The sequence below is a fragment of the Haloarcula ordinaria genome (genome assembly GCF_029338275.1).
Taxonomy (GTDB): Archaea; Halobacteriota; Halobacteria; order Halobacteriales; family Haloarculaceae; genus Haloarcula; species Haloarcula ordinaria.
In genome coordinates this window covers 3,007,283-3,024,799 of sequence record NZ_CP119789.1, presented here as the reverse complement: position 1 = coordinate 3,024,799, position 17,517 = coordinate 3,007,283, and the positions used below count along the sequence as shown (strand labels likewise).

Genomic DNA, 17,517 nt, shown 5'->3' with positions numbered 1-17,517 from the left:
ATACTCTGGGGCTGAACGTGACCGGAGGCGCTCAGCAGCGCTCGAGGGTGCCCTTGGCCCCAGGCGGTAACTCGGCCAGTTCGTACAGCTTCCCGTCCTTCCGGAAGGCGAGTACCAGCGCGTCGACGTCGTCGCCTTCGTCGACGCAGAGATACACGTAGTCGGGTGCGGTGGCCTGATCCATGGTGGAGTTGCGTCGGGAATGATGTTAGTTAGATATCGTTTACTCCCATCGCCGGGCCGCCCGTGTGGCCCCGCTCAAAGCGAGACGGTGGCGAGGTCGGCTTCCAGGTCCTCGACGTGGTCGTTGTACGCCGCCACGAAATCGTGGAACCGGGGTGCGTACTCCCGGATGTCTGCCGCCGCGGGCTGGTCGTACTGGGAGATGAGATACACGCCGTTCGACCCGCCGGCCCGGAGGTACGAGACGCCGTCGCGGTCCCACTTCAGCTCCCACCGGGTCCCGTCGACCCTGGTGGTGAACGTCCCGTAGTCGCCGCCTTCGTAGCGGTGCAGCTGGCCGGCGATGTGGTCACAGACCTCCCGCACGCGGTCCAGCACCCGGTCGCGCTCGGCGACGACGCCGTCGGTCGACGTGACCGCGGGGAACTCCGTCGGGACGTCGTCGAGGACCCCCTCAAGCGAGCGGACGTACTCGTTGAACCCCGTCACGAAGGCGTCGTAGTCCGTGAGTGCGTCGGCAAGCGCCGCCGGCTCCGCTGGTTGCTTCGTCGAGACGACGTACGTCTCCGCGCCGCGGTTCGGGTCGAACCGGAGGTACTCCAGGTCGCCGGCCTCGTACTTCACCGTCCACTCGCCCCGGTCGGTCTCGACGGTCTTCTGGCCGTAGTCACCGCCTTCCAGCCGCGCGAGTTCGTAGGCCAGGCGGCCGGCGTGGTCGCGGACCGCGGCCAGGACGTCGTCGCGGTGCTCGGCGATGTCGGTGGTCTCCGTCGGGTCGACTGGTGGCCACTCGGTCACGACTCCCCGGAGCACCGCGACGGGCATAATCCATCCGGTGTCGGCCTCGACGACTCACCAGTCGTCGAGCAGCGCGTCGTCCCCGTGACGGTCGCGGAGCGCCTCGAAGTACTCCTGCTGGGCGTCGACGTTCGGCGTCGACTCGGCGTAGACGTCGGCGAAGAGGTCGGTCGGGTCTGGCGCGTACTCCTCGGCGCGGTCGACGATAGCAGAGAGCGTGTCCGCTATCTCCGCGTCCATCGCGTCGAGCCGGTCGTCGTCCAGCAGGCCACGGTCCCGAAGGAACGCTTCGAACCTGGTGAGCGGGTCACGCTCGCGCCACCGTTCGACCTCGTCCTCGTCGCGATAGACGTCCGGGTCGTCGGCAGTCGTGTGTGCGCCGAAGCGGTACTGGACGGCTTCGAGGAGTACTGGACGCGGTGTCCCGTCCGGCGGGTCGACCGCCCGCTCGCGGGCGGCCTTCGTGACGACGTAGGTCGCGAGCGGGTCCATTCCGTCGACCTGGACGCCGTCGAAGCCGTAGGCGGCGGCCTTCTGGGCGATGGTCTCGCTCGCCGTCTGACGCTCGCGGGGTACCGAGATGGCCCACTGGTTGTTGTTGCAGACGAACAGCGTCGGCGTGTCGAACACCCCGGCGAAGTTCATCGCCTCGTGGAAGTCGCCCTCGCTGGTCGCGCCGTCGCCGAAGTGGACGACGCCGACCCGGTCGTCGCCCTTCCGTTTTGCCGCCCAGGACCACCCGACTGCGTGGGGGATGTGCCCGCCGATGGAGATGTTCAGCGGGAAGACGTTGATGTCCGCGAGCGCGGCGTTGCCCGCCTCGTGGCCCATCCAGTAGAGCACGTACTCCCAGGGGAGGCCCCGGGCGACGAGCGCCCCGTGTTCGCGGTACTGGAAGAACAGCGTGTCGTCGTCGGCCAGCGCGTACGTCGACCCTATCTGTGACCCCTCCTGCCCGGCGAGCGAGGCGTACGTACCGAGTCGACCCTGGCGCTGGAGGCTGATCATCCGCTCGTCGAAGCGCCGGGCGAAGCGCATGTCCCGGAGCATCCCCACCAGCGTCTCGTCGGCCAGGTCGGGGACGAGGTCGGGTGCCGTGACCTGTCCCTCCGCGTCGAGGACCTGCACGCGGTCGTCCGGCGCCCTGTCGAGCACGTCGTCTGTCATCGGATGACGTGACACTGGACCGGACGCCTCAAAAAGGTGTGTCTGGGTGCGAGCCCGTTCGCTCACTCGAGCCAGTCGAGGATCGTCTGCCGGCCGGCTCGCTGGTCGTCGGGCATCACTTCGAGGACGACCAGGCCGTCGTACTGCCGCTCTAACAGGTCGACCGTCGTCTCGAGGTCGATGTCCCCTCGGCCGATGGTGAGCCCGTCTGTCGTTCGGGTCCCGTCGGTCAGGTGAGCGACCGATATCCGGTCGCCGTAGGTCGTCAACAGATGCTCCAGTGACTCCAGATAGGCAGCTTCGGCCGCGTAGAGGTGTGCTGTGTCGAGGACGAGCTCGTAGTCGCGGTCGAACAACTGGCGCTCCAGATGGAAGACGCTCGCGCCGGGGTTATTCTCGTAGCCGTACGGGGCCTCGAAGCCGTAGCTGTCGAGCAGCTGGGTGTGGGTGTGCAGTGCGTACTGGCTGTGGACGACCAGGTAGGCGTCGAGCCGGCAGGCCAGGTCGTCGGCGCGGCGGAACGTCTCGCCGTCCTCGGGCACCGCGTGGGGCGTATGGACCGAAGCGGCGTCGACCGCCGACCGTGCGACGGTCACAGCGGTCGCCTCGATGTCGTCGAGGTCGGCGGGGGTCAGATACAGCTCGACCCGGTCGAATCCACGGGCCGCTGCCGCTTCGAGCGAATCGGCGTCCGGCGGGCACTTGCCGATGAGGTCCATGTGCGTGCTCACTGCGCACGGGAGGGGTGTAAACCTCTGGGCCTCCCCTCGACCACGGGATTCTTTGCCGTCGCTCCCCTGGCTACGCCGATGACAGACGGGGCAGGTGGGGACGGTGAGCCGCTGTTCACGCCGCGGCTCGAACGACGGATGACGCGAGCGCACGCCGTCCTCTGGACGGTCATCGTCCTCGCAACGGTGGCCGACATCCTGCTGACGATGACGGGACTCGCCAACGGGTTCCGGGAGGGGAACGCCGTCGTCGCAGCGTCGCTGTCGACCCTCGGGCTGGGCGGGCTCTTCCTCGTGAAGTTCGCGGCGATGGTGTGGCTGGTGGCCGGGTGGACGCTGCTCTCGGACCGGAACGCGTCGATATTCCTCGCGCTGTTCGCCGTCGTGACCCTCGCCGTCGTCGCCAACAACGTCCTCGTGTTGACCGGCGTGACACTCCCCTGGTGAGGCGGCGCCGCGTAACGGTTCGTTTATGTACCACCGAGTGAAATCACCGAGTAATGAAACGCCGGACCTTCCTGACGGCGGCGGGTGCGACGGTCGCGACGACCGTCGCCGGTTGCAGTGGCATCGCGGGAGAATCCGAGCCGGACGACGAGCGGACGCTCGTGGTCGGGACCTACAGCGCGTTCATCGACGCGCCCTCGACGAGCCCCGGCGCCTGGCTCAAAGAGCAGTTCGAGTCCGAGTTCGACGCGCGCCTGATCTGGCAGACGCCCGAGAACGAGGTGAACCACTACATCGAACGCAAGAACGCCGGCGTCGACACCGAGACGGACGTCTACGTCGGACTGAACGTCGACGACCTGGTGCGCATCGACGACCAGCTCGACGACGGGCTGTTCGCCGAGGCCGGCGACGTCGAGGGTGCCGACAGCGTCAAGTCACAGCTGTCGTTCGACCCCGATAACCGGGCCGTGCCCTTCGACACGGGCTACGTGAGTCTCGTCTACGACGGCACCTCGATGACAGCCCCCGAGACGTTCGAGGGACTGCTCGCCGAGGACGTCGCCGGCGACCTCATCGCGCAGAACCCCGCGAGTTCGGCGACCGGGCGGGCGTTCCTGCTCCACACCGTCGCGGCGTTCGGTCCCGACGGCTACCTGGATTATTGGGCGGACCTGCAGGCGAACGACGTGCGCGTGCTCGGGTCGTGGAGCGACGCCTACAGCGCGTGGTCGGCCGGCGAGGCCCCGATGGTCGTCTCCTACTCCACCGACCAGGTGTTCGCCGATCGGAACGACGCCAATCTGGAGAAACACCAGATCCGCTTCCTCAACGACCAGGGCTACGCCAACCCCGAGGGGATGGCCGTCTTCGCGGACGCCAACGAACCCGAGCTGGCCCGCGAGTTCATGTCGTTCCTGCTGCGCCCCGAGGTGCAGGGCGAGATCGCCGTGCGGAACGTCGCCTTCCCGGCGACCACTGACGCGGCACTGCCCGAGGACTACGCCGAGCTCGCGAAGGAACCGCCGGAACCGGTGACGTTTACCTACGACGAACTCCAGGGGTCGGTCAGTGGCTGGATCGAAGCCTGGGAACGACAGTTCGCCGAGAACTGAACGCGTGGCCCGCAGCACCGAGACGGGCGCGTCGGACGGTCGGGCGCACGACGAGCGACGGCACCGCTGGCGCGCGCTACTCCGTGGGACACTCGACCGCCGTGCCCTGCCGGTCCTCGCGACCGGGACGGTCCTCGTGTTGCTCGGCATCTTCTACTACCCGGTGGCGACGGTGTTCGTCGAGAGCGTCGTGGTCGACGGTCGGGTGACACTGTCGGTGTTCTGGGCCGTCCTCTCGGACCCGTTCTACTTCGGCGAGCCCGCGCGGTTGCTCACGGGCACCCCGCCCACAGCCGTCCTCGACAGCGTGCTCTCCGGCGACCCGCGACTGGGCGTCGTCGGCTTCACGGCCTACCAGGCGGCGCTCTCCTCGGTCGCGAGCGTCGCCCTCGGCCTCCCCGCCGCGTACCTGCTGGCCCGTTACGAGTTCCCCGGCCGACGGACGCTGCGCTCGCTGACCATCCTTCCCTTCGTCCTCCCCTCCATCATGGTCGCGGTGGGCTTCGTCGCGACGTTCGGTCGGAACGGGACGCTGAACACCGTGCTCGGCGCGGTCGGGCTCGGCCAGGTCGACCTGCTGTTCACCCTCGAAGCAGTCATTATCGCCCACGCGTTCTACAACGCGCCGCTGGTCGCGCGGGTGACGACGGCCGCCTGGGAGTCCGTCGACGCGAGCGCCGTCGAGACGGCCCGCAGCCTGGGGGCGTCGCCGACCCGGGCCTTCCGTGACGTGGTCGCTCCGCAGCTGTACCCCTCGGTGGTGCTGGGTGCGGTCCTGACCTTCGTGTTCACGTTCGGGACCTTCCCAATCGTCCTCGCGCTCGGCGGGTTCGAACTCGCCACCGTCGAGGTGTTCGTCTACCGCCTGGTCCGGGACCTGGAGTACGCCGAGGCGGCCGCGCTGGCGCTGGTCGAACTGGCCATCTCGCTGTCGCTGCTGTACGGCTACCTCCGCTACGAGGCGCGCCACAGCATCTCGTCGGACGGGATTCGCCCGCTGCCGCGCCGCCCCATCGTCCCGCCGTCGCTGTCGCTCCGCGAACTCCTCCCCCGTGCGGGACTGGCGGCGTACAGCGTGGTCGCGCTGGCGGTGTTCGTCGCGCCCATCGCGAGCATGGTGTACGCGAGCCTCACCGGACCGAACGGCGCGACGCTGGCCCACTACGAGTTCCTCCTCGAACGGCAGGCATCGGGGGCCTCGTTCCAGGTCCAGCCCTGGGACGCGGTCAGGAACTCGCTGCTGTTCGCGGCCGCGGCCCTGGCGGTTGCGCTCCCGATGGGCGTCGTCGTCGCCGTTCTCACGACCCGCCGCTACCGTGGGCGGAAAGTCCTCGACGTCGTGGCGATGGCCCCCCTGGCGGTGTCGGGCATCATCGTCGGCCTGGGGCTCCTGCGTGGTCTGGTCTTCGGGGTCGAAGTGGGCGGGACGCGACTCGCCGTCGGCGGCGCACTGGCTATCGTCGCCGCCCACGCCGTCGCGGGCTACCCCTTCGTCGTTCGCACCGTCGCGCCCGGCCTGGAGGGGCTGGACCGCTCGCTGGTCGAGTCCGCGCGGGCGCTCGGGGCCTCGCGGGCTCGGGTGCTCGCTGACATCGAGCTCCCACTGGTCTGGCCGGCCGTCGTCGCCGGTGCGGCCTTCGCCGTCGCCATCTCCATCGGCGAGTTCTCGGCGACCATCGTGCTGGCCTCGGGCACCAGCCAGTTCACCATGCCCATCGCCATCGAGCGGTTCATCGGCCGCCGGCTCGGGCCCGCGACGGCGATGGGCGTCGTTCTGCTGGTGGTCACCAGCGCGAGTTTCCTCGTCATCGACCGGCTGGGGGGTGAGACGGATGCCCTCTGAGGACGACGCGCCCGCAGTCGAACTCGACGGCGTCACCAGGCGGTACGGCGAGACGACGGCCGTCGACGACGTCTCGCTGGCCGTCGAGGAGGGCGAGTTCTTCACCCTCGTCGGGCCCTCTGGCTGTGGCAAGACGACGACGCTCCGGCTGCTCGCGGGGTTCGAAGCACCGACGGCGGGGACGGTGCGCTTCGGCGGCGAGAGCGTCGCCGGCGTCCCCCCGGAGGACCGCGACGTCGGTGTCGTCTTCCAGAGCTACGCCCTGTTCCCGCACATGACCGTCGGCGAGAACGTCGCCTACGGCCTCAACTTCGCCGACCCGCCTGGCCGGGTCAGCACGGCGCAGCGCGTCGCCGACCTGCTGGACCTGGTCGACCTCGCCGGGATGACCGACCGGGACCCAGAGACGCTCTCCGGCGGCCAGCAGCAGCGCGTCGCCATCGCGCGGGCGCTCGCGCCCGGTCCGGACGTGCTCCTCCTCGACGAGCCGATGAGCGCGCTCGACGCGAAACTACGCGAGCGGCTCCGGGTCCAGGTGCGGGAGATTCAGGCGGAACTTGGCATCACCACGGTCTACGTCACTCACGACCAGGAGGAGGCGCTGGCCATCTCCGACCGGGTAGCGGTGATGCGCGCCGGCGCGCCCGAACAGGTCGGGTCGCCGCGGACCATCTACCGCGAGCCAGCCACCGAGTTCGTCGCCGAGTTCGTCGGCGACAACAACGTGTTCACGGGGGAGGTCCGAGCGGTGCGCGACGGCATCGCGTCGGTCGCCGTCGGCGGCGAACGTCTCTCGGTCGCCGTGGCTGACACCGTCTCCCCGGGTGACCGCTGTACGTTCTGCGTGCGCCCGGAGACGCTGACGCTCGGCGGTGGCGAGAACACGCTCACCGGCACGGTCCGGAGCGCGGAGTTCCTGGGCGACGTGACACGGGTCCACCTCGGCTGGGGAGACAGGGAGATACTCGTTCGGACGGCCACACAGCCGTCGGGGGAGATACGCGTCGGGTTCGAGCCGGGCGACGCACACGTCTTGCAGGGGTAAACGCCGTCCGTGGACGGCTCCGTCCGGGGCTATCGAACGCTGGTCGCGTCGGACTCGGAAACGATGAAGGCGTCCCCGCCGTCGAGGGTGACGTCGTAGCCCTCGTACTCGAAGTAGAGCTGCGTTCCGTCGTTCCTCGCGACGCTGTTCAGCGCGTCGGCCGGAACGGACTCTTCGAGCGGTTCGAGTTCGCTCACGTTCACACCGGCGACGTCGGCGACAGTTCTGACGATGGAGACGGCGGGCGGCACTCCGTCGTCGTTCAGCGACTTTCGCACCCCGCGTTTCGGGGACTGATTCATGTGGAGATGTGTGAACTATATTGTAATAAATATTGTCATCACTTCGAATCACAGACTAGATACCTGAACCGTCGTGAAGTGGCTATCTGAGGTCTCTGGGCCCAATTTCCGTCGTGATACCCGAATAGCGTCTGGTAACCAACTGAACAGTGTTCGGAGGCCAGCACGGCGCGGGTGGCGGCGACAGGGAATTAAAGACCGGTGCGCACGTCGACCCGGACGTCCGTGTCTCCGACGCGCCGAACCGTTCTCGCGACAGGCCTCGCCGGCCTCGGCGGATGCCTGGGTACCGCCAGCGAGTCGCAGGCCGACTGTCCGCTCTCGGTCGACACGACAGCACGCCATCGGCTCGGCTTCGTCGGCGACGTGATGCTGGGTCGCGGCGTAGACGCACGGTGGGACGACCGCGTCCCGACCGGGGTGTGGGGTGACGTGACCGAGCGGTTGCGGGCCCTCGACGGCCTCTTTCTGAACCTCGAGTGCTGTGTCTCGGCCCGTGGTCAGCGCCATCCTGGACGGGGCTACTACTTCCGCGCCGGGCCAGCGTGGGCCGTCCCGGCGCTGACCGGCGTCGGGACCAGCTGGGCCGGGCTCGCGAACAACCACCTCCTCGACTTCGGTCCCGTCGCGCTGGCGGATACCCTCGACCACCTCGCCGACGGGGAGATACCGACCGCCGGCGCGGGCCCGACCCGGCAGGCCGCTTTCGAGCCGGCGCTCGTCACGGTCGGCGACCTCGAGGTCGCCGTCGTCGCGCTCACCGACCAGGCGCCGCTCTACGCCGCCCGCGCCAACAGTCCCGGGGCCGCCTACGTCCCCCTGGACCCCGACAACCCGCTGACCCGCCAGTGGGTCGGCGGCGCACTGGAGCGGGCCCGCGAGACCGACCCGGACCTGGTGGTCGCCTCGCTGCACTGGGGACCGAACTGGGACGTCGACCCGTCGGCGACCCAGCAGGCGTTCGCCCACTGGCTGGTCGACCACGGCGTCGACGTCGTCCACGGCCACAGCGCCCACGTCATCCAGGGCGTCGAGGTGTATCGGGGCCGCCCCATCGTCTACGACGCCGGCGACTTCGTCGACGACTACCTCGTGAAGCCGGACCTGCACAACGACCGGAGTCTCCTGTTCGAGCTGGTCGTCGACGACGGGACGCTGCGCGTGCTGGAACTGGTTCCAGTCGAGATCGTCGACTCGAGCGTGACCCTGGCCGACGACGAGGCAGCGGCGTGGCTCCGCGACCGGATGCGGCAGATCTCGGCGCCGTTCGACTCGACGTTCACCCGCGCGGGCGCCGGCCTCAGACTCGCGCTCTCTTGTTGAGGCCGGTGGGTGCGACTATCACGGAACCCATTTAGGGTCCACCCTCCTTCTTCCTCTATGAACTACGACGACGCGCTCGACAGAGCATACGACGTACTGCCGGACCAACCGCGGGAGAGCGGCGAACGGCTCAAGATTCCCGACCCGGAGGGACAGACGGACGGGGCCTTCACACGTCTGACGAACCTCGGGGCCATCGCCGACGCGCTCTCGCGTGACCCCCAGCACCTCCACCGCAGCATCCAGCGCGAGTTCGGGACCAACGGCCAGTTCGACGGGCGTGAGGCCCGCTACAACGGGTCGTTCGACACGTCGGACTTCCAGGCGGCCGTCGACGCCTACGTCGCCGAGTACGTCACCTGCTCGGAGTGTGGCCTCCCCGACACGGTCCTCAAGACCGAGGACGGCGTGGACATGCTCCGCTGTCAGGCCTGTGGGGCCTTCCGTCCGGTCTCGAAGGGCGCGAGCAAGACCCAACAGCAGGACCGACCCACCCTCGAAGAGGGCGAGACCTACGAGGTCAAGATCACCGGCACCGGCCGCGAGGGCGACGGCGTCGCCGAGAAGGGCAAGTACACCATCTTCGTCTCCGGCGCCCAGGAGGGCCAGGTCGTCAACGCCTACATCGAGAGCATCAGCGGCACGCTGGCGTTCGGTCGCGTCCAGTAACGAAGCCCGGATTCCCCGCGGCTCGCCACCAGACACTTATTCGATCCGTCCACAGCACGACCAATGACTAGCGACAGCGGTGTGGGTCTGACAGTCGTCGCAGTCCTGGCGCTCGGGTATGGCGTCGTGAACACCGCGTCGGGTGTCCTCGCGCTCCTCTCTGCTGTCGGCGTGGCTTCCCTCGTCCTCGCCTTCGCACAGGCGGCGCTTGGCGTTTTGCTGGTTCCCGCCGGAGTCGGCGTCGCCCTCCGAGCGCCGTGGGGTCGGCGCCTCGGAATCGTCGCGTTGGGCGGCCTCGCCGTCGTCCAACTGCTCCCGCTGCTCTCCGGAGCGACGTTCGCGGTGCCACTGGCCGGTATCCTGCTCTCGGCGACCTGCGCGCTGTATCTGCTGCTCGCGGGCGAGGCGTTCGGGACCGATGACGGACGCGTGCTCACCGAAGAGACGAACCCACACGAGTTCGTTCGGTGAGCATGCAGTGTTTCGCTTAGCAGCTGTCGCTTCAGAGAGTCAGAAAGCCCCGGCTGGCTGTTTGCACTCGTTTTCTTGACTAAACACCACCGTGAGCGCCGGCGAAAGGGTTAACTCGCTTCCGAGTATCAATAAGTTTACATATTTTCCCGGAGTTAATACGGCTGATGCCCGAGATTACCGTATCAGACGGCCTGTACCGCCAACTCCAAGCGGCCTCGATGGGGAAATCCCAAGAGGAGACGCTGTGGGCCATGGTGTACCAGTTCAACCGCCGCAACAGCCCGAGCGAGTAGGCGTCACGTCGCAGTTCTCTCTCCGAGCGTCGCCGAGTGGACCGATTTCTGAGCGGAGCCGAACCCGCAGAGTGGGGACCCGGTTCGCGAGTCGTCGGCGGTCGCTGGTCCGAAGTTCGTCGCAAAGCGGCGGAACGTAGCCAGGTCCTACGGTTCGACCGCCTCGATAACCGCCGGGGAGTCGTTGCTGGGGCTGTTGACCGCCGTCGACACCGGATAGGTCCGCATCGGGCCGTCGTAGGGGTCGAGCAGGGCAGCCGCGTCCTCGGTCGAGCCGTGCAGCCACGTGGCCTCCTCGTCGGGAGCGAGTACGACAGCCATCCGGTGGTGGAGGTCGGCGACCGTCTCGTTTGGCTCGGTGGTGACGATAGTGAACGTCTCGACGACGTCGTCTTCTCCCCCACCGCTACCGCTCGACCCGAACTCGCCCAGGCCGGTCTGGCGCTGTGGGGGGTCCCACCGTTCGTAGAGGCCGGCCATCGCGAAGACGGCATCGTCGGGGAGACAGACCCGGTAGGGCTGTTTCTCGCCGTCGTCTCGCGGCGTCCACTCGTAGAACCCGTCGGCGGGAACGAGACAGCGACGCGATTCGTAGGCGTCGGCGAACGAGCGCTTGCGCGACAGTGTCTCGGCGCGGGCGTTGATGTAGCCGTGGTCCGAGCGGTCGTCGGCCCACGAGGGGACCAGTCCCCACTCCATCCGCTGGATGGTGTCGTCGGCATCGCTGGCGACGACCGGGAGCGACTGGCTCGGTGCGGCGTTGTACCGGGGCTCGAACTCGAAGTCGAACGTCGCGCCGAACCGCTCCTTGATGTCGGCGGGCGGGGCGAACAGACTGTAACGACCACACATACCACGAGTGAGAGCGTCGAAGAGCAAAAACCCACCCCGCACCAACAGTTTTGCGCGTCCGGTGTGATCCCCCGATATGGAGACCCGCACACTAGGTGCGACCGGACACGAGAGCACCGTGCTGACGTTCGGCACAATCGCCCTCAAGTGGCTGGAACAAGAGGGCGCGAACCAGATGGTCGAACACGTGCTGGACTACGGTGTCAACCACTTCGACGTGGCGCCGATGTACGGCGACGCCGAGCTGAAGCTCGGCCCGAAGCTCCGCCAGTACCGCGAGGACATCTTCCTCGGGTGTAAGACCCAGGAGCGCGGCTACGAAGGAGCCCGGCGGAAACTCGCCCTGTCGCTGAACCGGATGGGCATCGAGACGATCGACCTCTACCAGGTCCACGGCCTCGAGTACGAACACGAACTCGACGAGATAACCGCCGACGACGGTGCGCTGTCGGCCTTCCGCGAGGCGAAGGACGAGGGTCTGGTCGACCACCTGGGGCTGACGAGCCACGGCGACCCGGCCCTCATCAAGGCCGCCATCGAGCGTATCGACGACCTGGAGACGGTGATGTTCCCGCTGAACCCGGTCGTCGCCGCGAAGGACGACGCAGAACACGACTACGAGGGCGTCCTGGAACTGGCCGAGGAGCACGACGTCGGCACGCTCGGTATCAAGGCGTTCGCGAAGGGGTCCTGGCCGCCTGCGTCGGAGCGCTACGAGGAGGACCGCCCGTTCGCGAACTGGTACGAACCCGTCTCACGACCCGACGAGATACGCGAGCGCTTCGACTTCGCGGCTGCGCAGGGGCTGACGACCGTCGTCTCGTCCGGCGACCCGAAGCTGGTCTCCATGATGCTGGACGCCGCCGACCGCTACGACGGGATGGACGAGGCGACCCAGCGGTCCGTCGTCGAGGCGGCCCGGCACGACGACAGCCCGGTCCCCGAGCAGCTCCACCACTGAACGTGGGCTGGGAGGACCCAGGGACGGGCGTCCCCGAGACGGTCAGAACCGCGCTGGCCGACCAGCCGGTGGCAGGACGAACCTGTCTGGAGGCGGGCGCCGGCGTCGGGAACACGACGGCCGGCCTCCTCGAAGCGGGCGCCCGGCGGGTCTACGCCGTCACCGACGACGCCGACCACGCGGCGACCGTTCGCGAGCGCTGCGGGGACGACGACCGCCTCGTCGTCCTCAGGGGCGACCTGAGACAGACGCCCCTTGCGACCGATTCTGTGGACCTCGTCACGGCCCACGCGCTGTGTACCGTCCTCGACCCGCCGGCACTCGCCGACGTTGTCGGGGAACTCACTCGTGTCGCCGCACCCGACTGCCACCTCGTCGTGGACGACTACGCCCCGCTGCCGGTCGACGCCGCGATGCGCCGATTGGTCGCCGTCGTGAACGCCGCGAGCGAACTCGCCGACGGTCGACCGGCCCTCTCGTTCTACCCGTCGACGCTCCTCCGCCGTCTCTTCGAGGGACACGGCTGGCGCTTCGACCGGGAGACGACACTGCTCGACCCGGTTCCGTGGACGGCGAAGCATCTGCGGGCGCATCTGGTCCTGGTCAAGCAGTCGACGGAGCGACTGCCGCCCGACCTCGGGGACCCGCTCGAACAGCGCGCCGACCGCCTCGTCGACGAGGTGGCGGCCACGTCGGTCGGGACGATGTACAGCCTCGCGTTCCACCAGGGGACGTGAGAGCGGGCCGCTGACGGCCGTCGGACCCCAGGACTGCCCGCGAGTTTAAATCGCATGGCGACCAAGCGTGGCACAGAGCGCCATGACGTCGGAGCCGTCGTTCTCGATTCCACGCCGCCCGGAGCGGCGCTTCCCCCACGGCAGCGGCGTCGAGTACGAGGGCGGGACGACGTTCGAACTCGTCCCCGACAGCGAGCGGACCACGCCCGACCTCGTGTCCGTCGTTGTCGACATCCTCACAGACGGCCCCTACCGCTACGGCGACTTCCACGACCTGCCCATGCCCCTGTGGCTGGTCCGCGACGAGGGGACGGCGGACGTCTTCCGCGTCTCGGTGCGGGACGGGACCGTCAGACTGCATGTGCTTCCCACGACGGAATCAGACGGCCTCAGGCGGTTCTACGACCGGCTCCGGGCCGCCGACGAGACGCTCTCGTGGGCCGTCGACCGGTCGGTACAGGACGCGTGACGGCAGTCGCGACGTCCCGTTGCGGCCCCAAACCGTCTTACCCGGCGGTCGCCTCGCTGTACGTATGACCGTCTCACGCGAGGTCGAGCTCGAGGGACACATCATCGACTCGGGAATGATGGGGGCCTGTTTCGGCATCATCATGGACCTCGGCGGGTCGTTCACCGTCGAGGCGTTCGACATCGGCCGGCACAAAGACGAGGAGTCCTACGCCCGCCTGCTCGTCGAAGCCGACGACGAGGCGGCGCTCCAGACTATCGTCCACGAACTCCACCAGAACGGGGCCAATCCGGCGGACCCGAAGGACGTCAGCCTCCAGCCGGCGCCGGCCGACCAGGTCGTCCCCGAGGGGTTCTACTCGACGACCAACCACCCGACGTTCGTCCGCTACGAGGGCGAGTGGCTCGACGTCGAGCACATGGAGATGGACTGTGCGGTGGTCGTCGAGGACGGGCCCGACGGACCGCGAGCGTACACGAAGGTCCTCAACGCCGTCGAGGAAGGCGACCGCATCGTCACCGGCGACACGGGCATCAAGGTCGAGCCGCCGTCGCGACCACGCGACACTGGCGGCGCGTTCGGGTTCATGCGGGGCGGTGTCTCCTCTGAGCGCCCGTCGGAGACGACCATCGAGAACATCGCGACGGCCATCCGTGAGACCAAGCGGGAGGGCGGGACGGTACTGGCCGTCTGTGGCCCCGCGGTCATCCACACGGGCGCCCGGGAGGACCTGGCGCGTCTGGTCCGGGAGGGGTACGTCGACATGCTCTCGGCCGGCAACGGCTTCGCCGTCCACGACATCGAGCGCGACCTCTACGGCACCTCGCTGGGCATGGACACCGAGAGCCTCGACCACCCCCGCCACGGCCACAAGCACCATATCTACGCCATCAGCGAGGTCATCCGCGAGGGCTCCATCGCAGCCGCTGTCGAGGCGGGCACCGTCGAATCAGGTGTGATGTACGAGTGCGTGGTCAACGACCGTCCGTTCGTCCTCGCGGGGTCGATTCGCGACGACGGCCCGTTGCCTGACACCATCACCGACGCCGTCGAGGCCCAGAACGCCATCCGCGAGCAGGCCCACGAGGCCGACATGGTCCTGATGCTCTCGACGCTGTTGCACTCCGTCGCGGTGGGGAACTGCCTGCCCTCGACGACGCGGGTCGTCTGCGTCGACATCAACCCCGCGACGGTGACGCAACTGCTCGACCGCGGGTCGGCACAGGCGGTGGGGATGGTCACCGACGTCGGCACGTTCGTTCCGATGCTGGCGGACAAACTCATCGAGGGCGCGCCTGGGACGTAGCATCGGCCGACGACGACACGCTCGACGCGCGATTCGGCGGCCGACACGACGCCGAAAACGGTGGTGGGTATCCGGGAGATTAAGAGGGTGGGCCGTCTCCGTCCAGCTATGACCCGGAACATCCTCTCGGAGGACCTCGCCGATAGCATTGTCACGACGGCCCGGACGGCCACTGGCGACTCGCTACGCTCGGTGACGTACTTCACCCGGGCGAACTTCGAGCAGCTGTATCTGCGGGAGGACCTCGAACGCGACGCCGACCTGAACGAGTTCGTCGGCCACGAGTGGCAGGGCTACAAGCAGACCAAGAACGCCTACCAGGACTCCGAACTCGGGGAGTACAAGTTCACAGTGCGCGCGTTCGAGAACGGGTATCTGCTGCGGGTGACCACAGAGCGCCAGGGCGTGCTCATCACCACGGATGGACTCTCGATGAGTTCCTACGAGGAGATCGCCGAGGCTATCGAGCGCCTCCTGCGCGAGAAGTCCGGCAAGGAGTAATCACAGCAGACTCAGCGCCCAGTTGACGCCGTTGAGCGCGACCAGTAGGCCGCCCTCGAGTCGCGAGAGCGTCTCGTCGGTGTAGAACAGCACCGTCACCAGCACCACTATCCCGAGTAGCCACGCCGTCGACTCGACGGCGACGGGGCCGACCGAGAGCGGCGTGACCAGCGCCGCCAGCCCCAGCACGCCCAGGATGTTGAACAGCGAACTGCCGACGAGATTGCCGGCCGAGAGTCCCATCCGGCCCTGTCTGGCCGCCGCTAACGAGGTGGCGAACTCCGGGAGCGACGTCCCGGTGGCGACGACGGTGATGCCGATGACCCACTGGGAGACGCCGACGGCCTGGGCGATGTCCACCGCCGAGAGCACGAGGAGGTGGCCGCCACCGACGACCAGGGCCAGGCCGCCGACGAGCCGGCCCGCGTCCAGCCATCCGAACGAGTCGTCGACCGCCGCCGTGACCCGGTCGCTACCCAATCGCACTAGGACGACGAGGTAGCCCACGAGCAGGACGAAGAGCAGCGCGCCCTCGAGGCGACCCAGACGACCGTCGAGGACGAGCCCCAGTAGGAGCGCCGTCGAGACGACGAGTAAGAGCCCGTCGCGGCGGACGAGCGTCTGGGACGTCGCCAGCGCCTGGACCAGCGCGACGCCACCGAGGATGAACCCGAGGTTGATGACGTTCGACCCGACGACGTTCGCGACGGAGATGTCGGGCTGCCCGGAGAACGCGGCGTCGAGCGTCACCGCGAACTCGGGCGCGGAGGTCCCGAAGGCGACGACGGTGAGGCCGATGACCAGCCCCGGGATCCCGAGCCGTTTCGCGACCCGTGAGGCACCGGTGACGAACTGGTCGGCACCGAACCACAGCGCCACGATGGCCACGCCGACGAACAGGACGTCGAACAGGACCATCTCAGTAGCACTCCGGTGCGTGGACGAAGGGGAAGGGAGTCCGATAGGACGACACGTGGGGTGCTACCCCCAGCAGTCCCCTAACTGTTGTGCCCCACCAGAGTTATGCTCCGCCCACCGAATCCACGGACATGACACTCGACCCGGTCCACGTCGACGGCATCGCGCAGCTGGCCGGCCAGGTCGGCAAGACCGTCGAGACGAGCGACCAGGGGGCAGTCGCCGAAGACGTCTGGGAGCACTTCTTGGACCCACTGTGGCAGGACGGGACGAAGATTCTGGCACCGCTCGACGAGCAGCGGCGCCGGAGAGTCACCATCGAGGACGTCGCACTGGAGTCCCCACCGTTCCCCACCCAACACGGCCTGGACTCGGGGACCATCAACCCGACGACGTTCAAGAACGGCCTCGTCCTGGACGTGGCACAGGCCGCGATGAGCGCCGTCCCCTCGGACGTCGACCTGCACCGGGGCCGGACCATCATCATGGCAGTCCACACGAACGACTCGACGGTGCAGTTCGACGGCGACTGGCGGGCCGACGACCGGGGGTTCGCCCGCCGGCGCGTGCTGGAGGTCCCCCAGGTCGACCGGTACGAACAGCGGGTCGTCCACGCGCTGGCGCTCTACCTGGCCGAGAGCAGACACGCCTTGAGCAACGCCGACATGGTCGAGGACCTGTTCGTCCTCGACGGGCCGATATACCCAACCGGGCTCCTGCGCTGGGCCGAGCGCGACTCGGAACTCGCGGACCTGTTGGCCGAGGACGACCGCCCGAAAACCGTCGTAGGAAACTACATCGAGCTCGTCGAGCGGTTCGTCGAACGAGACGTCCCGCTGGTCGGATTCGTCAAGAACTCGGCATCGAAGGCTCTCACGCGAGCCGTACGACGAAAGACTACGGCCCCCTGGGTGAACGATACGGCGTTTTTCCGTCGTGTGTTGGAACGCCGGGGCGAGGACGGCAGCCTGGCCCGCGACTGTCTGACCTTCACCAACTGGTTCGTCTCGCGGGGCGGGACGGACGGCGTGATGGCTGCCGGTGGCGACGCACTGGGGCTGGAGCGGTCGCTGGACTCCGAGGCATACGAGGTGACGTTCTTCGTCCTCTACGACCCCCGTACCGACCTCGTGTTCCGGGTCGAGGCACCTTACGCGTTCACGAGGGACGCCGAGCGCCGGGAACGACTGACCCGGCAGGTGCTCCACGACGTGGCGGCGGAGCGGGGTCCGCCGCTTGCCGTGGCGAAGGCCGACGAACTGGCCCGAATCGACCGTCAGGGGAGCGAGGAGCTCACGCGGCGTATCGAGCGCGAGTTCGACACCGACCGGGAGAAGGAGTACGACGACGAGCGGTGGGGTGCAGTCTCCGAGGCGTTCTGAC

21 protein-coding genes are annotated in these 17,517 nt (G+C 68.2%); 14 read left to right on the top strand and 7 right to left on the bottom strand.

Annotation, left to right across the window (positions count from 1 at the left end; genetic code table 11):
- Positions 1-31: 31 nt before the first annotated feature.
- The 4 genes from P1L41_RS15890 to P1L41_RS15875 all read right to left on the bottom strand — a co-directional run bounded on the left by P1L41_RS15890 (position 32) and on the right by P1L41_RS15875 (position 2,867).
- Positions 32-184 carry a hypothetical protein gene (locus P1L41_RS15890; protein WP_276296695.1) on the bottom strand — a complete coding sequence of 51 codons (153 nt, stop codon included), beginning with the start codon at positions 182-184 and terminating at the stop codon, positions 32-34.
- A 74-nt stretch (positions 185-258) separates the two neighbouring features.
- Positions 259-981 carry a profilin-fold protein gene (locus P1L41_RS15885; RefSeq protein WP_379789085.1) on the bottom strand — a complete coding sequence of 241 codons (723 nt, stop codon included), beginning with the start codon at positions 979-981 and terminating at the stop codon, positions 259-261.
- Positions 982-1,035: 54 nt separating this feature from the next.
- Positions 1,036-2,148 carry a pyruvate dehydrogenase (acetyl-transferring) E1 component subunit alpha gene (gene pdhA / locus P1L41_RS15880; RefSeq protein ID WP_276296693.1) on the bottom strand — a complete coding sequence of 371 codons (1,113 nt, stop codon included), beginning with the start codon at positions 2,146-2,148 and terminating at the stop codon, positions 1,036-1,038.
- Between the two features lie 62 nt (positions 2,149-2,210).
- Positions 2,211-2,867, bottom strand: a complete 657-nt coding sequence (locus tag P1L41_RS15875) for a sugar phosphate isomerase/epimerase family protein (protein ID WP_276296692.1) — start codon at positions 2,865-2,867, stop codon at positions 2,211-2,213.
- 150 nt (positions 2,868-3,017) lie between these two features.
- Between P1L41_RS15875 and P1L41_RS15870 the strand changes: the two genes are divergently transcribed.
- Genes P1L41_RS15870 through P1L41_RS15855 form a run of 4 tightly spaced genes read left to right on the top strand, consistent with a single transcriptional unit; the run spans position 3,018 to position 7,329 of the window.
- Entirely contained in the window at positions 3,018-3,326 is a 309-nt protein-coding gene (locus P1L41_RS15870) for a DUF5658 family protein (RefSeq protein WP_379789173.1), read from the top strand.
- Positions 3,327-3,379: 53 nt separating this feature from the next.
- Complete coding sequence (locus P1L41_RS15865; protein ID WP_276296690.1) at positions 3,380-4,441, top strand: thiamine ABC transporter substrate-binding protein; 1,062 nt, start codon at positions 3,380-3,382, stop codon at positions 4,439-4,441.
- Positions 4,442-4,445: 4 nt separating this feature from the next.
- A complete protein-coding gene (locus P1L41_RS15860; RefSeq protein ID WP_379789082.1) occupies positions 4,446-6,284 on the top strand; it encodes an ABC transporter permease in 1,839 nt (612 codons plus the stop codon).
- Positions 6,274-7,329, top strand: coding sequence for an ABC transporter ATP-binding protein (locus P1L41_RS15855; RefSeq protein WP_276296689.1), 1,056 nt, complete (start codon positions 6,274-6,276; stop codon positions 7,327-7,329). The genes P1L41_RS15860 and P1L41_RS15855 overlap by 11 nt, the downstream gene beginning before the upstream one ends.
- A gap of 29 nt (positions 7,330-7,358) precedes the next feature.
- On the opposite strand, the gene P1L41_RS15850 is transcribed toward P1L41_RS15855, so the two are convergent.
- On the bottom strand, positions 7,359-7,631 hold the full coding sequence (locus P1L41_RS15850) for a HalOD1 output domain-containing protein (protein ID WP_276296688.1): 273 nt from the start codon (positions 7,629-7,631) through the stop codon (positions 7,359-7,361).
- 225 nt (positions 7,632-7,856) lie between these two features.
- On the opposite strand from P1L41_RS15850, the gene P1L41_RS15845 reads away from it, so the two are divergent.
- The 4 genes from P1L41_RS15845 (at position 7,857) to P1L41_RS15830 (ending at position 10,390) form a co-directional block, all read left to right on the top strand.
- Complete coding sequence (locus P1L41_RS15845; protein ID WP_276296687.1) at positions 7,857-8,954, top strand: CapA family protein; 1,098 nt, start codon at positions 7,857-7,859, stop codon at positions 8,952-8,954.
- A 57-nt stretch (positions 8,955-9,011) separates the two neighbouring features.
- A complete protein-coding gene (locus P1L41_RS15840; protein ID WP_276296686.1) occupies positions 9,012-9,623 on the top strand; it encodes a translation initiation factor IF-2 subunit beta in 612 nt (203 codons plus the stop codon).
- A 63-nt stretch (positions 9,624-9,686) separates the two neighbouring features.
- Complete coding sequence (locus P1L41_RS15835) at positions 9,687-10,094, top strand: hypothetical protein (protein WP_276296685.1); 408 nt, start codon at positions 9,687-9,689, stop codon at positions 10,092-10,094.
- A 167-nt stretch (positions 10,095-10,261) separates the two neighbouring features.
- Positions 10,262-10,390 (top strand): hypothetical protein, encoded by a 129-nt coding sequence (locus P1L41_RS15830; RefSeq protein ID WP_276296684.1) that lies wholly within the window; start codon positions 10,262-10,264, stop codon positions 10,388-10,390.
- A 147-nt stretch (positions 10,391-10,537) separates the two neighbouring features.
- Here P1L41_RS15830 and P1L41_RS15825 read toward each other — a convergent pair whose 3' ends face one another.
- On the bottom strand, positions 10,538-11,242 hold the full coding sequence (locus P1L41_RS15825) for an SOS response-associated peptidase (RefSeq protein ID WP_276296683.1): 705 nt from the start codon (positions 11,240-11,242) through the stop codon (positions 10,538-10,540).
- A 76-nt stretch (positions 11,243-11,318) separates the two neighbouring features.
- Between P1L41_RS15825 and P1L41_RS15820 the strand changes: the two genes are divergently transcribed.
- The 5 genes from P1L41_RS15820 to P1L41_RS15800 all read left to right on the top strand — a co-directional run bounded on the left by P1L41_RS15820 (position 11,319) and on the right by P1L41_RS15800 (position 15,216).
- A complete protein-coding gene (locus P1L41_RS15820) occupies positions 11,319-12,203 on the top strand; it encodes an aldo/keto reductase (RefSeq protein ID WP_276296682.1) in 885 nt (294 codons plus the stop codon).
- A gap of 2 nt (positions 12,204-12,205) precedes the next feature.
- The gene (locus P1L41_RS15815) at positions 12,206-12,940 is read left to right on the top strand and encodes a class I SAM-dependent methyltransferase (RefSeq protein ID WP_276296681.1); all 735 of its coding nucleotides are present in this window, start codon (positions 12,206-12,208) and stop codon (positions 12,938-12,940) included.
- A gap of 82 nt (positions 12,941-13,022) precedes the next feature.
- Positions 13,023-13,409, top strand: coding sequence for a hypothetical protein (locus tag P1L41_RS15810; RefSeq protein WP_276296680.1), 387 nt, complete (start codon positions 13,023-13,025; stop codon positions 13,407-13,409).
- Positions 13,410-13,473: 64 nt separating this feature from the next.
- Entirely contained in the window at positions 13,474-14,715 is a 1,242-nt protein-coding gene (locus tag P1L41_RS15805) for an ornithine cyclodeaminase, nickel-pincer nucleotide-dependent (RefSeq protein ID WP_276296679.1), read from the top strand.
- Positions 14,716-14,823: 108 nt separating this feature from the next.
- Positions 14,824-15,216, top strand: coding sequence for a DUF7522 family protein (locus tag P1L41_RS15800; protein ID WP_276296678.1), 393 nt, complete (start codon positions 14,824-14,826; stop codon positions 15,214-15,216).
- Here the strand turns inward: P1L41_RS15800 and P1L41_RS15795 are convergent, their stop codons facing one another.
- The gene (locus P1L41_RS15795) at positions 15,217-16,134 is read right to left on the bottom strand and encodes a calcium/sodium antiporter (protein WP_276296677.1); all 918 of its coding nucleotides are present in this window, start codon (positions 16,132-16,134) and stop codon (positions 15,217-15,219) included.
- A gap of 131 nt (positions 16,135-16,265) precedes the next feature.
- Here P1L41_RS15795 and P1L41_RS15790 point away from each other — a divergent pair, with 131 nt between their 5' ends.
- The gene (locus tag P1L41_RS15790; RefSeq protein WP_276296676.1) at positions 16,266-17,516 is read left to right on the top strand and encodes a DNA double-strand break repair nuclease NurA; all 1,251 of its coding nucleotides are present in this window, start codon (positions 16,266-16,268) and stop codon (positions 17,514-17,516) included.
- The last annotated feature ends 1 nt before the right edge of the window (position 17,517 follow it).